The organism is Halomonas sp. SpR8 (genome assembly GCF_031010195.1).
Taxonomy (GTDB): domain Bacteria; phylum Pseudomonadota; class Gammaproteobacteria; order Pseudomonadales; family Halomonadaceae; genus Vreelandella.
The window spans coordinates 34,623-54,001 of the sequence record NZ_JAUAMC010000006.1 but is presented as its reverse complement, the minus strand read 5'-3'; the positions used below and the strand labels follow the sequence as shown (position 1 = coordinate 54,001).

The following is a 19,379-nucleotide window of genomic DNA, read 5'->3' as shown; positions in this document are numbered from 1 at the left end:
GATGGAAAAATAAGAAATCAACGCGCCAGCCAGCCGCCATCCACGTTCAATACGGTGCCGTGGATGTAGTTGGCGGCCGGCGATGCCAGAAAGACGGCGCTGTCAGCGATATCACGGGGTTCGCCCCAGCGGCCGGCGGGAATACGGGCGAGGATCGCCTCCGAACGCTCGGGATCATTGCGCAGCGCCTCGGTGTTGTTGGTGGCGATATAGCCCGGCGCGATCGCATTGACGTTGATACCGTGGGCCGCCCACTCGTTGGCGAGCATTTTGGTCAGTCCCGCCACGCCGTGCTTGGAGGCAGTGTAGGAAGCCACGCGAATACCGCCCTGGAAGCTCAGAAGAGAAGCGATATTGACGATCTTGCCTGTGGCCTCGCGCTCCAGCAGCGCTTTGGCGAACGCCTGAGAGGTGAAAAAGAGCGCCTTGAGGTTGACGTCTATCACCTCGTCCCAGTCCCGTTCGGAGAAGTCGGTGGCATCGGCGCGGCGAATCATGCCGGCGTTATTGACCAGCACATCGATCCGCCGTGATTGGAAGAGATCGGTGGCCGCCATGGGGTCGGCGAAGTCGATGATCATCGGCTCGGCGTTACCGCCATTCGCGGTGATGGTGTCGACGGTCTCCTGCGTCGAGCGACGCCCGGCGCAGATGACGCTGGCACCCGCCTCGGCCATGGCGATGGCGATGGCACGGCCAATACCGGTGTTGGCGCCGGTGACCAGTGCCGTGTGTCCTGTGAGTGAAAATCGTGACATGGGAACTCCTCTACTTTGTCTGTCTCTTCATTGGATCGGGTCGTCCATTCAAGCGCGTTACATCAGGCCGAAAAGGCGCGGCAGCCCCAGCGACAGCCAGGGAATGTAGGTGACCATCAGCAGAGCGATCACCAGCGCGAAAAAGAACGGCAGAATCGGTCTCACGACCTGATCGATACGCAGCCCGGCGATCGAGCAGCCTACGAACAGCACACTGCCCACCGGTGGTGTCATCGAGCCGACCCCGAGATTGAAGATCAGCATGATGCCGAACTGCACCGGGTCCATGCCCATTTGCTGGGCGATAGGCAGAAAGATGGGCGTGAAGATGAGCACGGCAGGGGTCAGATCGATGAAAAAGCCGATGACCAAAAGACACAGGTTCATGATCAGAAAAACGATAATCAGGTTGTCGAACTGAAGGATCGTATCGGCAATCATGTCGGGGATGCCCGCGATCGTCATGACATAGGACATAACGCCCGACGCTGCGATAAGAAACAGAATGGAGGCGGTCAGGATCGCCGAGCGACAGAGAATTCGCAGATATTCCCGGGGCGTGGTCATGCGGTAGGCCAGCGAGAGAATCAACGCATAGAGTACGGCCACCGCCGCCGCCTCGGTCGCGGTGAAAACACCAATGACGATACCGCCGATGATCACCACGATCATTCCCAGTGCCGGTAAGGCGCGAAGAACGATCTGTAGCGCTTCGTCAGGCGTGCTGCGAACGCTGCTCCGGTAGCCGCGCTTCCTGGCGATAATGCCCGCCACGATCATGACGGTCAGGCCCATCAGCATGCCCGGGATGTAGCCAGCAATGAACAGTGCCGAGATCGAGGTTCCGCCAGAGACCAGAGAAAACAGAATCAGCGGACCACTGGGGGGAATCAGAATGCCGGTCGGTGCGGAGGCGATATTGACGGCGGCGGAGTAGTTGGTCGCGTAGCCCTCCTTGCGCTGCAGTGGCCCCATGGTGCCGCCAACTGCCGCTGCGGCGGCAATCGACGAGCCGGAAATCGCCCCAAAGAGCATATTGGCAATGACATTGGTATGCGCGAGGGAGCCCGGCAACCGCCCTCCCACCAGGCGAGCCAGGTCGATCAGCCGGATGGCGATACCGCCCTTGTTCATGATGTCACCGGCCAGAATGAAGAAAGGGATGGCGAGCAGGGTGAAGCTGTCCAGCCCGGAAAACATCTTCTGGGTCGAGATGAAAAGCGCGGTTTCTGGAGGAAGGTAGGCGATACCCACCAGCAGCGATGAAAAGACGATCGCTACCGATATCGGCGACCCCATGAAAAGCAGCAGGAAGAAAACACCGAAGAGGACAAAGGCGGCGTTAAGCGGATCCGCCATGAAGTTCATAAAGGCCATCATGTCAGAACCCCTCAGCACTAGATTTGGCGTAAGGCAAGCGCAGGCGACCTGTCATGATCAGAAAGACGTTGATGAGCTGCAGAACAGAGATGAGCAGCGCCGATATCGGCAAGATTAAATAAACGTATCCCATTGAAAGCTGCATGATGGGCGACACCTGATTCAGCGCCGACATGCTGGCTTGCCACCCTCCCCACAGCAGAACAAGCCCGGCAAACGCCAACACCACGAGGGCGTTGATGAGATACAGAATTCGACCGGCCTTTTCTGGTAAGAGAGAAGGAATCAGATCCAGGGAGAGGTGTTTGTTGGCGCCAAAACAGTAAGCCGAACCTGTCAGCGCCATCCAGATCATCAGAAAGCGCAGACTCTCCTCAGTGTAAAGAGCAGGAACCCCCAACAAGTATCGTGCCGCTACCTGCCAGAGCATCAAGCAGACCATGGCGATCAACATCATCGCCATCAAAACCAAAAGAACTCTTTCCAACCATCTTTTGAACGAAAGCATGAGATCACTCCGGGATCGAACCACGGAAATAGAAGGGTGCTGTTTGTTGAATAACAATTTTATTGGACCAGCATCCAAATACTGAATACCAGAACTTAAATTTGCAATATGAAAAAAAATTTCATTTCTTATACAATAGTCCTGAATGTCTTGGCCGATCCACAGGGGGCGGTGCGATGAGTAAAAAGGGAAGACGACTGAAACTTGCCGATGTGGCAGCTCACTGCAATGTTTCGCTCAGCACCGCATCGCGGGCGCTATCGGGTACGCCGGGAGTGCGTGCCGACCTGCGCGAGCGCATTCTCGCCACGGCACGTGAACTGAACTATCAACAGCCCAGCTCACTGGCCGGTATGCGCATCGTGGTGCTGGCCAGCGCCAGGGCGCTGGTGGACTACCAGCGCAATCAATTCACGACTCATGTGCTATACGGCATCAAGGCCCAGGCCAAGCTGTTGGACATGGAGCTCGACATGCAGAGCGCGCCCGACCGCGAGAGCGAGCTGGCATTACTGAAAGAGGCCGAAGCATCGAAGGAAGTGGCCGGGCTGCTGTTCCTGGCGGTGGACGACGAAGTCGTGCTGGCACAGGCGCGAACGCTGGCCAAGCCCATCGTATTGGTCAATGGCGACGATCCGTTGATGCAGCTCTCAAGTGTGGCGCCGCACAACCGGGCAGCGGCGGCCGCCGCCACCCAGTATCTCGTCGATCTGGGGCATCAGCGTATTCTGTTCTGCACCAACCCGGGGCGTCGCACCATCGAGCGGCGCCGCGAGGGCTGGCTCGAATCGCTGCCCATCGAGGTACAGGCAGATCGGGATGAACTCGTCGTTGAGGTCGATGAGTGGACGCCGGAAGCAGCGAGGGCAGGAATCGCGGCAAGGCTCGATCAGGGCGACGATTTCACCGCCGTGCTGTGCGCCGGCGACAGCCTGGCCATCGGTGTGGTGCTGGAACTCCGCGCCCGAGGGCTGCGGGTTCCGCAGGATATCTCGGTGGTCGGTATCGATGGCCTCCCGCAGGGAGAATTTCTGATACCCGCGCTGACCTCGGTGCATATTCCCATGCACAGCATCGGGCAGGCTGCGATCAATCTGATGCGCGATCATGTGCTCGACGAAAACTTCACTGCCCGGCGCGTCGAACTTGCCTGTGAACTCGTCGTGCGCTCCTCATCAGGACTAAAGCGCTAGATATGAAATTTTTTTTCATATAGATATTACTTTTCATCCCGGGCAGAATCGATCCGAACCTTGCAGAAACGGGGTTGTAAACAATTGAGTCTGCAAATGGATTTACGGGAGAAAAGCATGAAAATATTAACAACAGCTCTCACAGCACTCTCGGTGGTAACGCTAAGTATCGCCAGCGCCAATGCTGATGTACGCATGAGGCTAGCCAATACACTATCAAACGATCACCCGAGTAGCGTTGTGCTTCAGCAGTTCGCCGACGAAGTCCATGAAAAAACGGATGGCGAGGTGTCGATCCGTCTTTTCGTCAATGCTGTATTGGGCTCCGAACGAGAAGTCCTTGAGCAGCTTCAAAACGGCGCCGTTGATATCACCCGCGTAAGCGCAGCAAGCCTGGAAAACTTCGCGCCTATTTTTCGCGTCTTCTCACTTCCTTACATTTTCAAGGATGAGGATGATTTCTACGCAAAAATGAGAGGGCCTGTCGCCTCTACTGTGTATGAAGCGACTGAGGACGATGGTTTTCAGGGGCTGACATTTTTCGATAGCGGTGCCCGCTCTTTTTACAACATCTCCAAGCCGATCGAGACCCCCGAGGATCTTCAGGGACTCAAGCTCCGGGTCATCAATTCCAATACGTCCATCCGCATGATGGAGTTAATGGGTGGGACACCGACGCCGATTCCCTACGGAGAAGTCTATACCGCGCTGCAGTCGGGCGTTATCGATGGCGCTGAAAACAACCCCACCGCTCTCACCATCGGCCGCCACGGTGAGGTGGCGAAATACTACTCCCTCGATCAGCATCAGCGTATTCCCGACTTTCTGGTGATCTCCAACCGTGCCATGGAGAAGCTGAGCGACGATCAGCAGAATATCGTCCGTGAGGCGGCTGCCCATGCCACGCAAGCCTATCGCGACCTGTGGGGCGAAGCGGTGCGCAAGGCCCTTGCCGATGCCCGCGAGATGGGAGTGGAGATTAACCGGCCTGACCAGGAGCCGTTTCGTCGCGCCGTTCAACCGCTTATTGATGAGTATCACCAAGACGACCTGATCGGCCCTCTACTGGAGCAAATCATTTCGGATTGACCCCGCCTAACCGGAGTGAGCTGTTGAAGCGATGTCATCCCCTTGACTCCTTGAAGGGTGGAGGCATCTCACCCAGCGGCTTACTCCTCTTGTTCAGCTCAACGTGTTCTCGGTTACATGGAGATGGTTTTGTCATGGGCGCTCTGCCAGAAATTTCGAAAGATGAACTTACACGCCATATCGCGCTCGTTATCAAAGGAATGACCGAACTGCGTCACGACGGTCGCTTTCACGAGCCAAACCTTGATGGCACCGCAGGCGATTACGTCAGTTTCAACAGTTGGGAGTGGCCACAGGGCGTCGGGCTCTACGGGATCGCCAGACTCTGGCAGCATACCGGCGATGAAGAGGCGAAAAAGCTGCTGGACAACTGGTACCAGGCCCAGTTGTCCTCCGGACTGCCTCCCCTCAACGTCAATACCACTGCGCCCATGCTGGCTCTGTCGATTCTGTGGTCAGAGACCGGCGATCCCCGCTGGGAGAGCACCCTGGCCAGTTGGGCCGAGCAGTTGATGACGGAGATGCCACGCACACACTGCGGAGGGTTTCAGCACAACGTCTCGGACAAGATCAACGACGATGAGCTGTGGGACGACACCCTGTTCATGGTGGCGCTTTTCCTGGCCAACTATGGTCGGGCCGCCGATCGTCCGGAGCTATCCGAAGAGGCCTGCCTTCAGTTCCTGGTGCATACCCACTACTTGAGCGAGCGCGAAACCGGCCTCTGGTTCCACGGCTGGACGTTCGATGGCCATCATAACTTCGCGCGGGCGCGCTGGGCACGGGGCAATTCCTGGATTTCCGCCGGTCTGCTGGACTTTCTCGAAACGGCCGACCTGACGCCGTCGCTTGAGCGTTATTTTGCCTGGGTGCTGCGCGCCCAGATGGAAGCGCTGATCGACTACCAGTGCTCCAGTGGCGCTTGGCGAACGCTGGTAGACGACGAAACCTCCTATGAAGAGATCTCCGCCACGGCGGCGTTCGGCTACGCCTTTCTGAAAGGGGCACGGCTCGGTTATGGTGACGAGCGTTGGGAGCGGGCCGGCAGATTGGCGCTGCAAGCAGTGATCGATAACATCAAGGAAGATGGCACGGTTGCCAACGTTTCCTACGGCACGAGGATGGGGCACACGCTGCAGTTTTATCGGGATATTCCGATTCATCCCACTGCCTATGGTCAGTCTATGTCGCTTTTGTGCCTGGTGGAGGCGCTTCAGCACTGAGTTGCCTTAGATAAGAGCTGCTACCGCTGGAGCGCATTACCCGGGCGATCATCCCTTATCTGCTAGGGTTGATCGGGGTGCTGCTATTGGTGGTCTATGTGCCGATTTGGATGGGCTGGTCGGGGGGTTAATTCAGCCCCCTGTCGGTTACTATGCAAAGGGAGCGTTCGCGCTCTTTTTGTTTTTCATTTAGGCCGATTCACCCTTTATTCATACGTGCCTCCAGCTTGGTACAACTTTCTAAACTGAGTCGGTGACATTTCGAACAGCTGATAAAAACAGTTCCTGAAGTGAGAAATGCTGACAAAGCCTGTTGCGACAGCCACCTCGGCGATAGGTTTGTTGGACTGCTGTAGCAGCTGCCGAGCACGCGTTAAACGCAACTCCATATAGTACCGAGACGGGCTGGCATTCACATGATGACAAAATAATCGCTCAAGTTGGCGCCTCGATATATTTACCCACTTAGCAATCTCAGACATCAATAAGGGCTCTTCGATATTATTTTTCATGAGCTGCAAAGCCGTTTGTAGCGCTTCAGGTAGCGTGCCGTTTTGATCAACGCTGATCGTTGAAATATCCGGGGCCTCTATGGATTTATCACAACTCAACATCTCTTCAACGGCACAGGCCACATCATTGCCACAATCACTTCTCACAATTTCAACCATCATGCTTAGAGAGCTACTAGCACCCGCACAACTTAAGCGATTACGGTCAACGATGAAACTACGCTTAGAGACCGATACATCTAAAAACTCCTCTGCCATCATTGCCCTTCCATCGGGATGGTAGGCACACTGATAGCCACTCAATAGTCCTGCTTCCGCAAGAAAATAGGCACCATTCCATAGCCCCCCTAGCACCACGCCCTTACTATCCGCCTGCTTGAGCTTCGTTCGCAGTATAGGCGTGAGCTGAGGCTGTACACGCAATCCCCCGCATACAATAAGCGTATCAACTTGATACTTATTAAGATCAAACGCCGATAGCGCTATATCTGCTTCAATCCCAATGCCTAAATCTGACAGCATACTTCTATCTCTAGCCCCAACGACTAACACTTCATAAACAGTATTCGACTTCATCAAGTTTGTGGTAACTAAGGCATCGACTGCTCCAGTAAAGGACATCATGGAGAAATGATCGAGCAGTATGAAGGCCACCCGCTTAACTCTGACAGAAGACTCCCTCGAAACCTCTGGACGAAGATAAACCATGTTTTTATTCTTTAATGAACTAATAAACCTCTCTCTCATATCACCCCCCATCCAAGGATGTCACTTCGCTATTATTTAAACCTTATGGAAATAAAACAATACCCTCACCCACTTAAAACAGAGCAATAAATGTGCCAAAAGACCACTTATCCAGAAAACATTTTTTGCCGATGCTTGGCTTGTCGAGCCCTCGCCCACCAGCATTGCTTACACAGCTTAGGCTGCTGCCCAATATGTGAAATCTAACCGTGCCGGCAATCACTATCGCCGTGCCACGTAAATTAAATCGACATTGACTTAATATTTGGCTAATAAAACTAGAAATCACTCAAAACCGCTACTAACAAAAGTTCATTAATTATTTTTCAATGTCGCTTATTAGGTGAGAAATGTCGCAAAAATAGCGCTTTTAGCAAGACTCCTGCCGCAAGATGAAATAACCCTCTACCCCAACGAGACATCCACATATGAATAACTTTAAAACCAAAAAAATGGTGTTTGGAATTTCTCTTCTCGGCTCCCTCGCTATCATTCAAAATGTACAAGCAGATGATATCACCTTAACTTTTCATAGCGGCTTATCTCAGTCTAGACCTGAAGCGGAGCAGATCGATAGATTTGCTCAGTTGGTTAAAGAAAAATCAGATGGAGAACTGGAAGTCGAGGTCTATCATGCAGGCGCTTTAGGATTAAAAGAAGCCGACATGCTAAGAATACTCCAGCAGGGCATGGTCGATATGGCATTGCTATATGGAGAGTATTATACCCGCGATGCACCTGCCCTGGCGTCAGTTTATGCTCAAGGCGCTATTACCGAGCCATCACAGCACACTGAGATTCTAAGCGTTATTAGAGAACTCTATAATGAAGGCTTTGCGAACTGGGATATTCAAATAGTAGGCGGTGTGGTTGCTCCTATATTTGACGTCGGTTTGCACTGCAAAGAGCCGGTCCACACGCTTGAAGAACTACAGGATAAAAAAGTGCGTGTTTGGTCGAGACATTTGGTCGACACCTTTGATTTACTAGGGATTTCTGCTCAGGTCATTCCGCAAAATGATATGTATATGGCACTCCAGACAGGCGTTGTAGATTGTGCCTACTACCTATCAACCGTTGCGCCCACCGTATCGCTACAAGAAGTGACTGAATACGAATCGTACTTGCACCCTTGGGCAGCCTCACCATGGTTATTTGGCATTAGCGAAAAAGCGCTTTCAAGCTTAAATGATAACCAGCGTCAGGCATTAGAGGAAGCGGGCCAAGAAATTTGGGAAGCAACCAGTGAATCTGCCGTCGACCCAGAGCGCGAAGCACAAGCGCGCCAAGAGCGTGCGGCCCTTGGCATTACCATGCTACCGGCATTTTCTGATGAGGATCTTGACACCTTTGTAACGGCCGCTTGGAGTGCATGGCAAACCATGGCTGAAGAGTCGGGCGAAGACGGCGCACGTTACTACAATACGGTTACTCAAGCTCTTTCAGATAATCAATAATTAGATAGCTAGAAAAAGAGCCAATTTTTACATTGGCTCTTTTTTGGAGCATAAAAAAATGATTGAAAAAATGAATAGGGTTATTCATAAAGCGGCCTATGGTTCTTTTCTTCTTGGCGTTCTCAGCGGTGTTAGCATGACGGCACTGATATTCATCAGTACATTAATGCGTTACCTGGGCGGCCGCCCCCTACGCTTTTCGGATGAACTCGCTGGCCTTCTCTTCTTATCATTAACCTTTCTTTGTCTGCCTCATGTACTTAATAAAGGACGCCATATACGAATTGAAATACTCATCAATTTAGTACCGTTAGGTATCGCCAAAGTAATGGATTTTATTGGTGTTATAACACTGCTTACCTTCTGCTCTATTTTTGCCTATGAGTCCTGGAATTTCATGAATTTCTCGTTTTCGCTTAATTCACGCACGGATATCAGCAGCATTCTACTCTGGCCGTGGATGGCGATTATGCCGTTTTCGATGGTGCTCTGTATGCTAGTTCAGATCACCCATGGCCTGAAGCAGCCAGCGACTGATGCCAACTTAACAGAGGATGCGATTTAATGAGCTGGCTACTATTAAGTGCAAGCTTGGTTGTATTTCTGACGAGTGGGGCCATCTTAGGTGCGGCGCTAGGATTGACAGGCTTATTACTACTCTATTTCCAGGCGAATGGTGCAACTCCTTTAGCCATTAATGCCACGTGGAATATGCTGACAGATTTCACCTTAAGCGCTGTACCGTTATTTATATTTTTGGGTGAAATACTGCTGGCAAGCGGCGTATCCAAACGCGTCTATAATGGCCTCACACCTCTATTTGCCCGCGTCCCAGGCCAGTTACTGCATACCAATATTGCCGTTTGCACGCTGTTTGGTGCAGTGAGTGGCTCTAGCACCTCCACGGCAGCCGCCATAGGGGCGGTTGGCTATCCAGAGCTTAAAAACAGAGGGTACAATCCAAGCGTTGTGGTCGGCACGCTCGCAGCTGGAGGGACACTTGGTCTGTTAATTCCTCCAAGCTTAGCCCTTATTATTTATGGCGCAACGCAAAATGTATCCATCGGGAAGCTCTTTATCGCGGGTATGTTGCCGGGATTACTGATTGCTTTCGCCTTCTCCATATGGATTATTATACGCTCCAAAATCGGTGAACCTGTCACCCCAACGAGCAAAGAAGAAATAACCCGCTCGCATATTTTAAACGGGTTAAAAGAGATTTGGCCTCTTCCCGTATTAATCTTCTTCGTGCTGGGTACGATTTACATGGGCATAGCAACGCCGACAGAGTCGGCAGCGCTTGGGGTGGTTGCCAGCATCGTACTTGGTTTGACGTGGGGAGATTTAACGTTAAAGCGTCTTTGGCTAGCGTTTAAACATGCCTCTATCATGTTTACGGCGATTGGCATGATTCTGATTGGAACGGTTATCCTTTCTCAAGCGGTGAGCTTATTAGGCATTCCACGCGCAGCGGTAGAAACCATCGGCAACTTTGGCTTAGGCCCTTATGGTGTATTGTTGATGATTGTTATCATCTATATTGTTTTAGGGTGTTTTTTCGATGGCATATCGCTACTGCTGATGACACTTCCTATAACCTTCCCGATGATCACGAGTTTAGGATTTGACCCCATTTGGTTTGGTATTATTGTCACTCTGCTAATAGAGATAGGAATGATCACTCCCCCTGTAGGACTCAACCTTTTCGTCTTATCTTCTATCTCAAAAAATGAGGTGGATTTAACCGCCGCTGCGAAAGCGTCGCTGCCTTATTGGCTGATCCTATTAGGTGCAGTGGGGCTGTTCACTCTATTCCCCAACATCATCTTGTGGTTCACTAATTACTGAAGAGCCCGAAAGCCAAAGCCACTTCTCCTTGAAAAACGACCCACTCTTTAGTTAAAGAGTGGGCCGTTTACGTTATCGACAGACTTATTACGTTAATTCATGTAGCCCTATAAAAAGCTAGCAATATCGATAACGCTGCCACACTGGCTGGGACTATAACCCGGCAGCCGCTGCACCGCCTCTTGAAAGGCAGCGCCGCGCAATGCCTGCAAGAAGTCGTCAAGTTTGGGCTCTTTCAGAGAGCGGTTGTGGCAGGCCAAAAAATAGTCTTCGGTGGCCAGCGGCACAAAATCAAGTCCAAACCGCTGCGCGGCCGCCTCGACACCAAAGCCTGCATCCGCCATTCCTGCCGCCACATAGGCTGCTACTGCCGAGTGAGTGTACTCCTCAATCTCGTAACCGTTGACGTTGGCTGCTGCAATACCGGCCTCGGCCAGCAGGCTGTCCAGCAGTTCCCGGGTTCCCGACGATGCCTGACGGTTGATAAACGTCACCGGCCTATTGGTCAGCGCCGCCACACCATCAATGCCCAACGGGTTACCCGGCGCCACCATTAGCCCCTGCTGACGAGCGATAAATCCTATCAACCGATGATAACGGGGCTTAAGCAAGCGGCGGTATTTACGCCGTGCCTTTTCACCTACGGCGCCCCTGGGTAGATGACAGCCCGCCAGGTCGCAGCCATTGCGGTTAAGGGCCGCCAGTGCCTCCATAGAACTACAGTACTGCAGGTAAAGCGGTAGCTCGCCCAGGTGCTGTGGCAGCAGCTCTATCGCAAAACCGTGGCTGGCGTGGAGGCGCAGTACCGGGTGCACGCCTTCCTGGTGCTGCTGAATGGCAAGGTTCAGCTCTGAGCTCAGGCTATCAAGCTGCGGGCTTAACCGGGCGGTGGCACGTTGTTCAGCCCACAGCAGCTTTTCACCCAGCGGTGATAATTGCGCCCCTCGCCCACGCGCCATGGCGACCAGGGAAACACCAAAAAACTCCCCGCCCTGGTGCAGTAAATTCCACGCATGGCGGTAGGAAATACCCACCTCCTCGGCGGCATGGGTCAACTTGCCATGACGATGCACCGCCCCCAGCAGGCGCAGAAGGTGGGTATCGAGACGGTGCCCCTCTTCATCGCTAAAGCACCAGGTGGGCGTTACCTTGATTCTTTTCATAGGCACACTATTTCATATTTTTAAGTCGATAACTTGATGCTAGCGTTGTCTTAACCGTGATGCACGTCTTTTTAAATATGAAAAGCAGTGCATATTTAAAACATAATAAGCAGTCGTGAGGAGGGCATCATGAACCATTCCCAGGAGTGGGCGCCGCAGGCGATTCAGGCCGAGATCGACGCCCTGAAGCACAAGCCCGGCGCTCTGCTGCCGATACTTCACGCCCTTCAGGATCGCTTCGGCTTCATCCCCGAGGCAGCGGTGCCGCTCATCGCTGAAGCCTTGAACCAGACTCGCACCGAAGTGCATGGGGTGATCAGCTTCTACCACCATTTTCGCACCGCGCCTCCTGGCCGCCACGTGGTACAGATCTGCCGCGCCGAGGCCTGCCAGGCGGTGGGTGGCCGCGCCCTGGAAGCCCACGCCAAAGCGCATCTAGGCGTGGATTACCACCAGACCACGCAGGATCGCGAAATCACCCTCGAAGCCGTTTACTGCCTGGGCAACTGCGCCTGCGGCCCGTCCATTCGCGTTGACGACAGCGTGCGCGGGCGGGTTACCCCGGACGCCTTCGATGCATTGATGGATGAGCTACAAATCCGGCCGCTGGAGGTGATGGGATGAGCATTCGCGTTTTTGTGCCCCGCGATACCACCGCGCTTTCGCTGGGTGCCGACATGATCGCCAGCCGACTGAGAAGAGAAACCGCCGCACGCGGCCAATCGATCACGCTGGTACGCAACGGCTCCCGCGGCCTTGCCTGGCTCGAGCCGCTGGTGGAAGTCGAAACCCCCATCGGGCGGTTCGCCTACGGCCCGGTAACGCCGGGGGATGTAACGGCGCTGCTCGACAGCGGCCTGCTCGAAGGCAGCGTCAGCCACCCCCTGGCGCTGGGTCCCACGGAGGAGATTGACTACCTCGCGCGTCAGCAGCGCCTGACCTTTGCGCGTATCGGCATCACCGACCCGTTGTCGATTGACGACTATCGCGCCCACAGCGGTTTTTGCGGCCTGGAGGCAGCGCTGCAGCGCGAGCCCCAGGACATCGTCGAGGAAGTCAAAGCCTCCGGCCTGCGTGGGCGTGGCGGAGCCGCCTTCCCTACCGGCATCAAGTGGCAAACCGTACTCGACACGCCTGCCGATCAGAAATACATCGTCTGCAATGCCGACGAAGGCGATTCCGGCACTTTCGCCGATCGCCTGGCGATGGAGTGCGACCCTTACATGCTGATTGAGGGGATGACCATCGCCGGGCTTGCCGTTGAGGCAACCCAGGGCTATATCTACCTGCGTTCCGAATACCCACTGGCCAAGCAGGTGCTCGACGAAGCCATTGCCCGCGCCGAGCAGGCCGGTTACCTGGGCGACAACCTTTGCGGCAGTGGCCGTACCTTCCATCTGGAAGTACGCCTCGGCGCCGGGGCCTATATCTGCGGTGAGGAAACCTCGCTACTCGAAAGCCTGGAAGGCAAGCGCGGCATGGTGCGCTTCAAGCCACCGCTGCCCGCCATCGAAGGGTTGTTTGGCCGCCCCACGGTTGTCAATAACGTGCTCTCGCTGGCCGCCGTACCGTTCATTCTGGCCGAAGGCGCCGAGGCCTACGCCACTCACGGCATGGGCCGCTCGCGGGGCACCCTGGCCCTCCAACTGGCGGGCAACGTCAAGCGTGGTGGTCTGGTGGAACTCGCCTTTGGCACCACCCTGCGCACGCTGATGGAGGATTTCGGCGGCGGCACATTAACCGACAGGCCCTTGCGCGCCGTCCAGGTGGGCGGGCCGCTGTGCGCCTACCTGCCTGAGAGCCAGTGGGACATGCCGCTGGATTACGAGACCTTCGCCGAGGTCGGCGCAGGCGTCGGCCACGGCGGCGTGGTGATGTTCGACGACAGCGTCGACATGGCCGAACAGGCACGCTTTTCGATGGAGTTCTGCAAAGAGGAGTCCTGCGGCAAGTGTACGCCCTGCCGGATTGGCTCGACCCGGGGCGTGGAGGTGATTGACCGCATTCGCGCCAACGACAATCGCGAGGCCAACCTCGCCCTGCTGAGCGACCTTTGCGAAACGATGGTAGACGGCTCGCTCTGCGCCATGGGCGGCATGACCCCCTTCCCGGTACAAAGCGCGCTGAAACACTTCCCCAGCGACTTCCAGCGTTCGGCGAATGGAGAGCAATCATGATCCAACATTTCGATCCACAGCGTCAGGCAAACAGCGTCGACTTCAGCCGCGACTGCGGCACGCCCGCTCCAGCCGCCAGCGCGGCCACCGTCAACCTCGAGATCGACGGTGTCACGCTCAGCGTGCCGGTAGGAACCTCGGTACTGCGCGCGGCGGCGCTGGCGGATATCAACATTCCAAAGCTGTGCGCCACCGACAGTCTGGAGCCTTTTGGCTCCTGCCGACTCTGCGCCGTGCAGGTGGAGGGGCGCCGCGGCCTGCCTGCGGCCTGCACCACGCCGGTCGTAGAAGGCATGAAGGTGACCACCCAGAACGAGCGACTGGCCAAGCTGCGTCGCAACGTGATGGAGCTGTACATCTCCGACCACCCGCTGGACTGCCTGACCTGCCCCGCCAACGGTGACTGCGAACTGCAGGACATGGCTGGCAGCGTGGGGCTACGCGAAGTGCGTTACGGGTTCCAGGGCGAGAACCACCTCCAGGCCAGCAAGGACGAATCCAACCCCTACTTCAGCTTCGACCCCAGTAAGTGCATTGTCTGCTCGCGCTGCGTACGCGCCTGCGAAGAAGTGCAGGGCACCTTTGCGCTGACCATTGATGGCCGCGGATTCGAATCCAAGGTGGCGGCGGGCCAGAACGATGCGTTCATGGACTCGGACTGCGTTTCGTGTGGAGCCTGTGTGCAGGCCTGCCCCACCGCCACACTGATGGAAAAAAGCGTCATCGAACACGGCGTGCCCGAGCACAGCGTGGTAACCACCTGTGCTTACTGCGGCGTGGGCTGTTCGTTCGAGGCCCAGATGAAGGGTGACCAGCTGGTACGCATGGTGCCCTACAAGGGCGGCGACGCTAACCACGGCCACTCCTGCGTCAAGGGGCGCTTTGCCTTCGGCTACGCCACCCACCCGGACCGCCTGACCACGCCGATGATTCGCGACAGCATCGACCAGCCCTGGCGTGAAGCAAGCTGGGAAGAGGCGATCACCTTTGCCGCCAGCCGCCTTAAAGCAATTCAGGCCGAGCACGGCCGTGAGAGCATTGGCGGGATTACCTCATCGCGCTGCACCAACGAAGAGACCTACCTGGTGCAGAAACTGATCCGCGCGGCGTTTGGCAACAACAACACCGACACCTGCGCGCGGGTCTGCCACTCGCCCACCGGCTACGGCCTGAAAACCACGCTGGGCGAATCCGCGGGTACCCAAACCTTCGACTCGGTAATGAAGGCCGACGCCATTATCGTGATTGGCGCCAACCCCACCGACGCCCACCCGGTATTCGGCTCAATGATGCGCAAGCGCCTGCGCCAGGGCGCCAAGCTGATCGTCGCCGACCCGCGCCGCATCGATCTGTTGAAAACGCCGCACCTGAATGAAGCGCAGCACCTGCCGCTGCGCCCGGGCACCAACGTGGCGCTGGTCAACGCGCTGGGTCACGTGGTGGTGACGGAGGGTCTGGAAGACAAGGCGTTTGTCGCCAAGCGCTGCGACACCGATGCCTATAACCGCTGGCGTGAGTTTATTGCTGAGCCGCGCCACTCCCCGGAGGCCAGCGAGGCAACCACCGGCGTGCCCGCCGAGGCCGTGCGTCAAGCGGCTCGCACCTACGCTACGGCAGGCAACGGTGCCATCTACTACGGGCTGGGCGTTACCGAGCATAGCCAGGGCTCCACCATGGTGATGGGGATTGCCAACCTGGCCATGGCCACCGGCAATATTGGCCGCGAGGGCGTGGGCGTGAACCCGCTGCGCGGTCAGAACAACGTGCAGGGCGCCTGCGATATGGGCTCCTTCCCCCACGAACTGCCAGGCTACCAGCACGTATCTGACGCCACCGCCCGTGGCCGCTTCGAGGCCGCCTGGGGCGTCCCCCTGGATGACGAGCCGGGGCTGCGCATCCCCAATATGTTCGACGCTGCCATTGAGGGCAGTTTCAAGGCGCTTTATGTACAGGGCGAAGATATCGCCCAGTCCGACCCCAATACCCAACACGTTGAAACGGCGCTGCGCTCGCTGGACTGCTTGATCGTTCAGGATATCTTCCTCAACGAAACGGCCAAGTTCGCCCACGTGCTGCTGCCGGGTTCAAGTTTCCTTGAGAAGAACGGCACCTTCACCAACGCCGAGCGGCGCATCAACCGGGTGCGCAAGGTAATGCCCCCGGTAGCAGGCAAGGAAGATTGGGAAGTTACCCAGGACCTGGCCAATGCGCTGGGCTACCCGATGCACTACACCCACCCGTCCGAGATCATGGACGAGGTCGCTCAGTTGACGCCAAGCTTCGCAGGCGTCAGCTACGCCAAGCTCGAAGAGTGCGGTAGCCTGCAGTGGCCTTGCAACGCCGAGTACCCGCTGGGCATGCCGACCATGCACGAGACGGATTTCCCCATCGGCCTGGGGCGCTTTGCGATTACCGAGTACGTGGCCACTGAAGAGCGCGCTAACCGCCGCTTCCCGCTACTGCTCACCACCGGGCGGATTCTCAGCCAGTACAACGTGGGCGCCCAGACCCGGCGTACCGATAACCAGCGCTGGCACGATGAAGACGTGTTGGAACTGCACCCGTCAGATGCCGAACTGCGCGGCGTACGTGACGGTGACTGGCTGGGCATCACCAGCCGCGCCGGGCAAACGGTGCTGCGCGCTCGGCTCAGCGAGCGCATGCAGCCGGGGGTGGTGTACACCACGTTCCACCACCCGGGAAGCGGGGCTAACGTCATCACCACCGACAATTCTGACTGGGCCACCAACTGTCCGGAATACAAGGTCACGGCGGTGCAGGTGGAGAAAGTCAGCCAACCCTCCGCCTGGCAGCAGCGCTTTAGCGCGTTCGACCTGGCCCAGCGTGACTACCTGACCAAGGCCCACCAGGAGACTCCATGAACACCGAGTACACAAGCGACGCGGTGGTGTCAGCAGCTCTGACACGACAGCCGGTGGAGGTGCGCCGCGGTACCACCGGCTGGCACACCGATGCCGAGGAGGACTTTTTGGCGCTGGAAATACCGGTAGCGCTGGTCTACAACGGCATCTCCCATGCGGTGATGATGGCAAGCCCCGCCGACCTTGAGGATTTTGCCCTCGGCTTCAGCCTTTCCGAAGGAATCCTGGCAAATACCGATGAGTGCTACGACCTCGATATCCACGAAGAGCCTCAAGGTCTCAGCGTTCAGCTCACCATTGCCAGCCAACGGATGGCCGAACTCAAACAGCGGCGGCGCAGCCTGACAGGACGCACCGGCTGCGGCTTATGCGGCACCGAAGCCCTGGAACAGGCCATTCGCCCGATCCCCTCTGTCATAGCGCCGTCGCTTAGCGATGCCGCTATACAGCGCTCACTGCGGGAGTTAGTCGCCCATCAGCCACTCCAGGCGGCCACAGGTGCCAGCCACGGCGCCGCCTGGTGCGATGCTCGGGGGAACATTAAACGGCTGCGCGAGGATGTGGGCCGCCACAATGCCCTGGACAAACTGATCGGTGCCCTCGCCCGCGAGGCCGCTCCCCTCGGCGAAGGGTTCGCGCTGGTCACCAGCCGCGCCAGCTACGAGATGGTTCACAAATGTGCCAGTGCCAGTATCGGTGCCCTGGTGGCGGTATCAGCGGCTACCGCCCTGGCCGTGGAGCAGGCCCAGGCATCGGGGCTGCTGCTGGCAGGCTTTGCGCGACCCGGTCGCCACTTGATTTACCACCGCCCCTTCACGGCGGCTATTGCCCACGGCTGAGGAGACATGCAATGTCGGCGCAAAACGATACCCACCTGATTCACATGACTAACCAGATTGCCGCTAACCTGGGCGGTGGTCGCGATGCGGAAACGGCGGCAGCGGCCACCTGTCGCCACCTGGAAACCTTCTGGGCACGCTCAATGAAGCATCGTCTGGTCGCAGCCCTGGAACACGAGGATGGCGAGCTGTCACCTCTAGCGCGGCGGGCCGTCATCCTGCTGGCGGAAAGGGTTGCAAAACGTCATGCCGGATGAGCATTGAACATCTTCCAAAATCAATCTTGATAGGCGAGTTTTGGCGTATAGATTGATTATTTATCGACCTGCCATGTGCCAGCTTTAACCACTTTTTTTATTTTTTCTGCTTTATACGCAGTAATTTAGCAATTACTAGCTAATTTCATAACCTAGGTTAATGTTATATCGAGCTTAAGCGTTCATGGTTAAGGGGTGGTGGCCAAGGATGGCCCGTTTTTAAGCAAGTCGCTTAGCCACTCTCTTCGGTTGCCCTGACCTTTCTACCGCCTGGTCAGGGCGACCTTTTTGTTTTCGGCTAGACAATGATTGGTCTTCCTTGCTCTTTGCGATTGCTGTTTGCGATTGTTCCCAGCGTTTGCTATTTGCCATGCCCATGAGCGTATGATGGCACTAGTGAACAAGGAGAATGGCAAGTATGGTTCGAAACCACGCATTTTTTAGCGCTGTCTTGCTCCTGCTCCCTCGGCTGGCTCACTTTACCTGGCGTGTATTACGCAATTTCCTAAAAAATCACGGTATCCTGCTTGCCGGTGGCGTGGGCTACAATATCCTGCTCTCTATCGTGCCGCTTTTTGCCGTGCTGGTGGTGCTATTAACCCATGTGGTGGATCAGCAGCACCTGCTTAATGTGCTGTCGATACAAGCACGCCATATGGCTCCCGCCCATGCCGAGGTCTTGGTTGAGGCCGTGCGCAGCCTGCTGGACTCCCGCGATGTCATCGGCATTCTGAGCTTTCCCATTCTGCTACTGTTCAGCTCATTCGCCTTTCGTATGCTCGAAGATGCTTTAGCGATTATTTTCCATGCGCCGGATAGCCCGCATATCAAGCGCAGCGCCTGGGTGTCGGTCATGCTGCCTTACGCTTTTATGGTGGTACTCGGGGCGGCGCTGATGATGCTGACCCTGGTGGTCACCCTGGCCAGTTCGCTGAATGCGCTGGTCATGGCCATTTTCGACCGAGAACTGCCATTGGCGGGATTGTCAGAACCGGTGCTTAACCTAACCAGCTTCATCGGCGTTTTTCTACTTTTCAGCGCTATCTACAAAGTACTGCCGGTGGTGCGCATCGCTTTACGCCGGGCAATCGTAGGCGGCTTCGTCGCAGCATTGATGTGGGAGGGAGTTCGGCTGTTACTGGTTTACTATTTCGCCAATCTGTCGTTCGTAAACGCCGTCTACGGTTCGCTGGCCACGCTGGTAATCGTGCTGATTAGCCTGGAAGTGGGCGCCATCATTTTACTGCTGGGCGCCCAGGTGATTGCCGAACTGGAACGCAATACCCGCCTTGGCATGCCATGGCATGTCGACCCGAGCCGTCAGCCGATCACCCGGGTCAATTGAG

At 56.2% G+C, this 19,379-nt stretch carries 17 protein-coding genes; 12 read left to right on the top strand and 5 right to left on the bottom strand.

What is annotated here, in order from left to right; all coding sequences use genetic code 11:
* Nucleotides 1-17: 17 nt before the first annotated feature.
* Genes kduD through QT230_RS12975 form a run of 3 tightly spaced genes read right to left on the bottom strand, consistent with a single transcriptional unit; the run spans nt 18 to nt 2,646 of the window.
* The gene (gene kduD, locus QT230_RS12985; RefSeq protein ID WP_308322276.1) at nt 18-758 is read right to left on the bottom strand and encodes a 2-dehydro-3-deoxy-D-gluconate 5-dehydrogenase KduD; all 741 of its coding nucleotides are present in this window, start codon (nt 756-758) and stop codon (nt 18-20) included.
* Between the two features lie 57 nt (nt 759-815).
* Nucleotides 816-2,138, bottom strand: a complete 1,323-nt coding sequence (locus tag QT230_RS12980) for a TRAP transporter large permease (protein ID WP_308322275.1) — start codon at nt 2,136-2,138, stop codon at nt 816-818.
* Nucleotide 2,139: 1 nt separating this feature from the next.
* Nucleotides 2,140-2,646: a TRAP transporter small permease gene (locus tag QT230_RS12975; RefSeq protein ID WP_308322274.1), complete on the bottom strand. Its 507-nt coding sequence runs from the start codon at nt 2,644-2,646 to the stop codon at nt 2,140-2,142.
* 176 nt (nt 2,647-2,822) lie between these two features.
* Between QT230_RS12975 and QT230_RS12970 the strand changes: the two genes are divergently transcribed.
* The 3 genes from QT230_RS12970 (at nt 2,823) to QT230_RS12960 (ending at nt 6,151) form a co-directional block, all read left to right on the top strand.
* Complete coding sequence (locus QT230_RS12970; RefSeq protein WP_308322273.1) at nt 2,823-3,839, top strand: LacI family DNA-binding transcriptional regulator; 1,017 nt, start codon at nt 2,823-2,825, stop codon at nt 3,837-3,839.
* Nucleotides 3,840-3,956: 117 nt separating this feature from the next.
* On the top strand, nt 3,957-4,928 hold the full coding sequence (locus QT230_RS12965) for a TRAP transporter substrate-binding protein (protein WP_308322272.1): 972 nt from the start codon (nt 3,957-3,959) through the stop codon (nt 4,926-4,928).
* A 134-nt stretch (nt 4,929-5,062) separates the two neighbouring features.
* Nucleotides 5,063-6,151 (top strand): glycoside hydrolase family 88 protein, encoded by a 1,089-nt coding sequence (locus QT230_RS12960; RefSeq protein ID WP_308322271.1) that lies wholly within the window; start codon nt 5,063-5,065, stop codon nt 6,149-6,151.
* A 206-nt stretch (nt 6,152-6,357) separates the two neighbouring features.
* Here the strand turns inward: QT230_RS12960 and QT230_RS12955 are convergent, their stop codons facing one another.
* Nucleotides 6,358-7,410: a GlxA family transcriptional regulator gene (locus QT230_RS12955; protein WP_308322270.1), complete on the bottom strand. Its 1,053-nt coding sequence runs from the start codon at nt 7,408-7,410 to the stop codon at nt 6,358-6,360.
* A 428-nt stretch (nt 7,411-7,838) separates the two neighbouring features.
* Here QT230_RS12955 and dctP point away from each other — a divergent pair, with 428 nt between their 5' ends.
* From dctP to QT230_RS12940, 3 genes are read left to right on the top strand one after another with little or no spacing between them, the layout of a single operon-like run.
* Entirely contained in the window at nt 7,839-8,867 is a 1,029-nt protein-coding gene (gene dctP, locus QT230_RS12950; RefSeq protein ID WP_308322268.1) for a TRAP transporter substrate-binding protein DctP, read from the top strand.
* A 58-nt stretch (nt 8,868-8,925) separates the two neighbouring features.
* The gene (locus QT230_RS12945; protein ID WP_308322266.1) at nt 8,926-9,432 is read left to right on the top strand and encodes a TRAP transporter small permease; all 507 of its coding nucleotides are present in this window, start codon (nt 8,926-8,928) and stop codon (nt 9,430-9,432) included.
* Nucleotides 9,432-10,715 carry a TRAP transporter large permease gene (locus QT230_RS12940; protein ID WP_308322265.1) on the top strand — a complete coding sequence of 428 codons (1,284 nt, stop codon included), beginning with the start codon at nt 9,432-9,434 and terminating at the stop codon, nt 10,713-10,715. Before QT230_RS12945 ends, QT230_RS12940 begins: the two co-directional genes overlap by 1 nt.
* A 107-nt stretch (nt 10,716-10,822) precedes the next feature.
* Here QT230_RS12940 and QT230_RS12935 read toward each other — a convergent pair whose 3' ends face one another.
* On the bottom strand, nt 10,823-11,878 hold the full coding sequence (locus QT230_RS12935) for a substrate-binding domain-containing protein (RefSeq protein WP_308322264.1): 1,056 nt from the start codon (nt 11,876-11,878) through the stop codon (nt 10,823-10,825).
* Nucleotides 11,879-12,007: 129 nt separating this feature from the next.
* Here QT230_RS12935 and QT230_RS12930 point away from each other — a divergent pair, with 129 nt between their 5' ends.
* The 6 genes from QT230_RS12930 to QT230_RS12905 all read left to right on the top strand — a co-directional run bounded on the left by QT230_RS12930 (nt 12,008) and on the right by QT230_RS12905 (nt 19,378).
* Nucleotides 12,008-12,502 carry a formate dehydrogenase subunit gamma gene (locus QT230_RS12930; RefSeq protein WP_308322263.1) on the top strand — a complete coding sequence of 165 codons (495 nt, stop codon included), beginning with the start codon at nt 12,008-12,010 and terminating at the stop codon, nt 12,500-12,502.
* A complete protein-coding gene (locus QT230_RS12925; RefSeq protein ID WP_308322261.1) occupies nt 12,499-14,055 on the top strand; it encodes an NADH-ubiquinone oxidoreductase-F iron-sulfur binding region domain-containing protein in 1,557 nt (518 codons plus the stop codon). Before QT230_RS12930 ends, QT230_RS12925 begins: the two co-directional genes overlap by 4 nt.
* Nucleotides 14,052-16,937 (top strand): formate dehydrogenase subunit alpha, encoded by a 2,886-nt coding sequence (fdhF, locus tag QT230_RS12920; protein ID WP_308322260.1) that lies wholly within the window; start codon nt 14,052-14,054, stop codon nt 16,935-16,937. The genes QT230_RS12925 and fdhF overlap by 4 nt, the downstream gene beginning before the upstream one ends.
* Nucleotides 16,934-17,776 carry a formate dehydrogenase accessory sulfurtransferase FdhD gene (fdhD, locus tag QT230_RS12915; protein ID WP_308322259.1) on the top strand — a complete coding sequence of 281 codons (843 nt, stop codon included), beginning with the start codon at nt 16,934-16,936 and terminating at the stop codon, nt 17,774-17,776. Before fdhF ends, fdhD begins: the two co-directional genes overlap by 4 nt.
* An 11-nt stretch (nt 17,777-17,787) precedes the next feature.
* The gene (locus tag QT230_RS12910; RefSeq protein ID WP_308322258.1) at nt 17,788-18,033 is read left to right on the top strand and encodes a formate dehydrogenase subunit delta; all 246 of its coding nucleotides are present in this window, start codon (nt 17,788-17,790) and stop codon (nt 18,031-18,033) included.
* A gap of 418 nt (nt 18,034-18,451) precedes the next feature.
* Nucleotides 18,452-19,378 (top strand): YihY/virulence factor BrkB family protein, encoded by a 927-nt coding sequence (locus QT230_RS12905; protein WP_308322257.1) that lies wholly within the window; start codon nt 18,452-18,454, stop codon nt 19,376-19,378.
* Nucleotide 19,379 lies beyond the last annotated feature (1 nt).

Excerpts from the sequence above, each read along its gene's own strand:
- kduD (WP_308322276.1), bottom strand. The coding sequence starts at position 758 with ATGTCACGATTTTCACTCACAGGACACACGGCACTGGTCACCGGCGCC.
- QT230_RS12980 (WP_308322275.1), bottom strand. The coding sequence starts at position 2,138 with ATGATGGCCTTTATGAACTTCATGGCGGATCCGCTTAACGCCGCCTTT.
- QT230_RS12975 (WP_308322274.1), bottom strand. The coding sequence starts at position 2,646 with ATGCTTTCGTTCAAAAGATGGTTGGAAAGAGTTCTTTTGGTTTTGATG.
- QT230_RS12970 (WP_308322273.1), top strand. The coding sequence starts at position 2,823 with ATGAGTAAAAAGGGAAGACGACTGAAACTTGCCGATGTGGCAGCTCAC.
- QT230_RS12965 (WP_308322272.1), top strand. The coding sequence starts at position 3,957 with ATGAAAATATTAACAACAGCTCTCACAGCACTCTCGGTGGTAACGCTA.
- QT230_RS12960 (WP_308322271.1), top strand. The coding sequence starts at position 5,063 with ATGGGCGCTCTGCCAGAAATTTCGAAAGATGAACTTACACGCCATATC.
- QT230_RS12955 (WP_308322270.1), bottom strand. The coding sequence starts at position 7,410 with ATGAGAGAGAGGTTTATTAGTTCATTAAAGAATAAAAACATGGTTTAT.
- dctP (WP_308322268.1), top strand. The coding sequence starts at position 7,839 with ATGAATAACTTTAAAACCAAAAAAATGGTGTTTGGAATTTCTCTTCTC.
- QT230_RS12945 (WP_308322266.1), top strand. The coding sequence starts at position 8,926 with ATGATTGAAAAAATGAATAGGGTTATTCATAAAGCGGCCTATGGTTCT.
- QT230_RS12940 (WP_308322265.1), top strand. The coding sequence starts at position 9,432 with ATGAGCTGGCTACTATTAAGTGCAAGCTTGGTTGTATTTCTGACGAGT.
- QT230_RS12935 (WP_308322264.1), bottom strand. The coding sequence starts at position 11,878 with ATGAAAAGAATCAAGGTAACGCCCACCTGGTGCTTTAGCGATGAAGAG.
- QT230_RS12930 (WP_308322263.1), top strand. The coding sequence starts at position 12,008 with ATGAACCATTCCCAGGAGTGGGCGCCGCAGGCGATTCAGGCCGAGATC.
- QT230_RS12925 (WP_308322261.1), top strand. The coding sequence starts at position 12,499 with ATGAGCATTCGCGTTTTTGTGCCCCGCGATACCACCGCGCTTTCGCTG.
- fdhF (WP_308322260.1), top strand. The coding sequence starts at position 14,052 with ATGATCCAACATTTCGATCCACAGCGTCAGGCAAACAGCGTCGACTTC.
- fdhD (WP_308322259.1), top strand. The coding sequence starts at position 16,934 with ATGAACACCGAGTACACAAGCGACGCGGTGGTGTCAGCAGCTCTGACA.
- QT230_RS12910 (WP_308322258.1), top strand. The coding sequence starts at position 17,788 with ATGTCGGCGCAAAACGATACCCACCTGATTCACATGACTAACCAGATT.
- QT230_RS12905 (WP_308322257.1), top strand. The coding sequence starts at position 18,452 with ATGGTTCGAAACCACGCATTTTTTAGCGCTGTCTTGCTCCTGCTCCCT.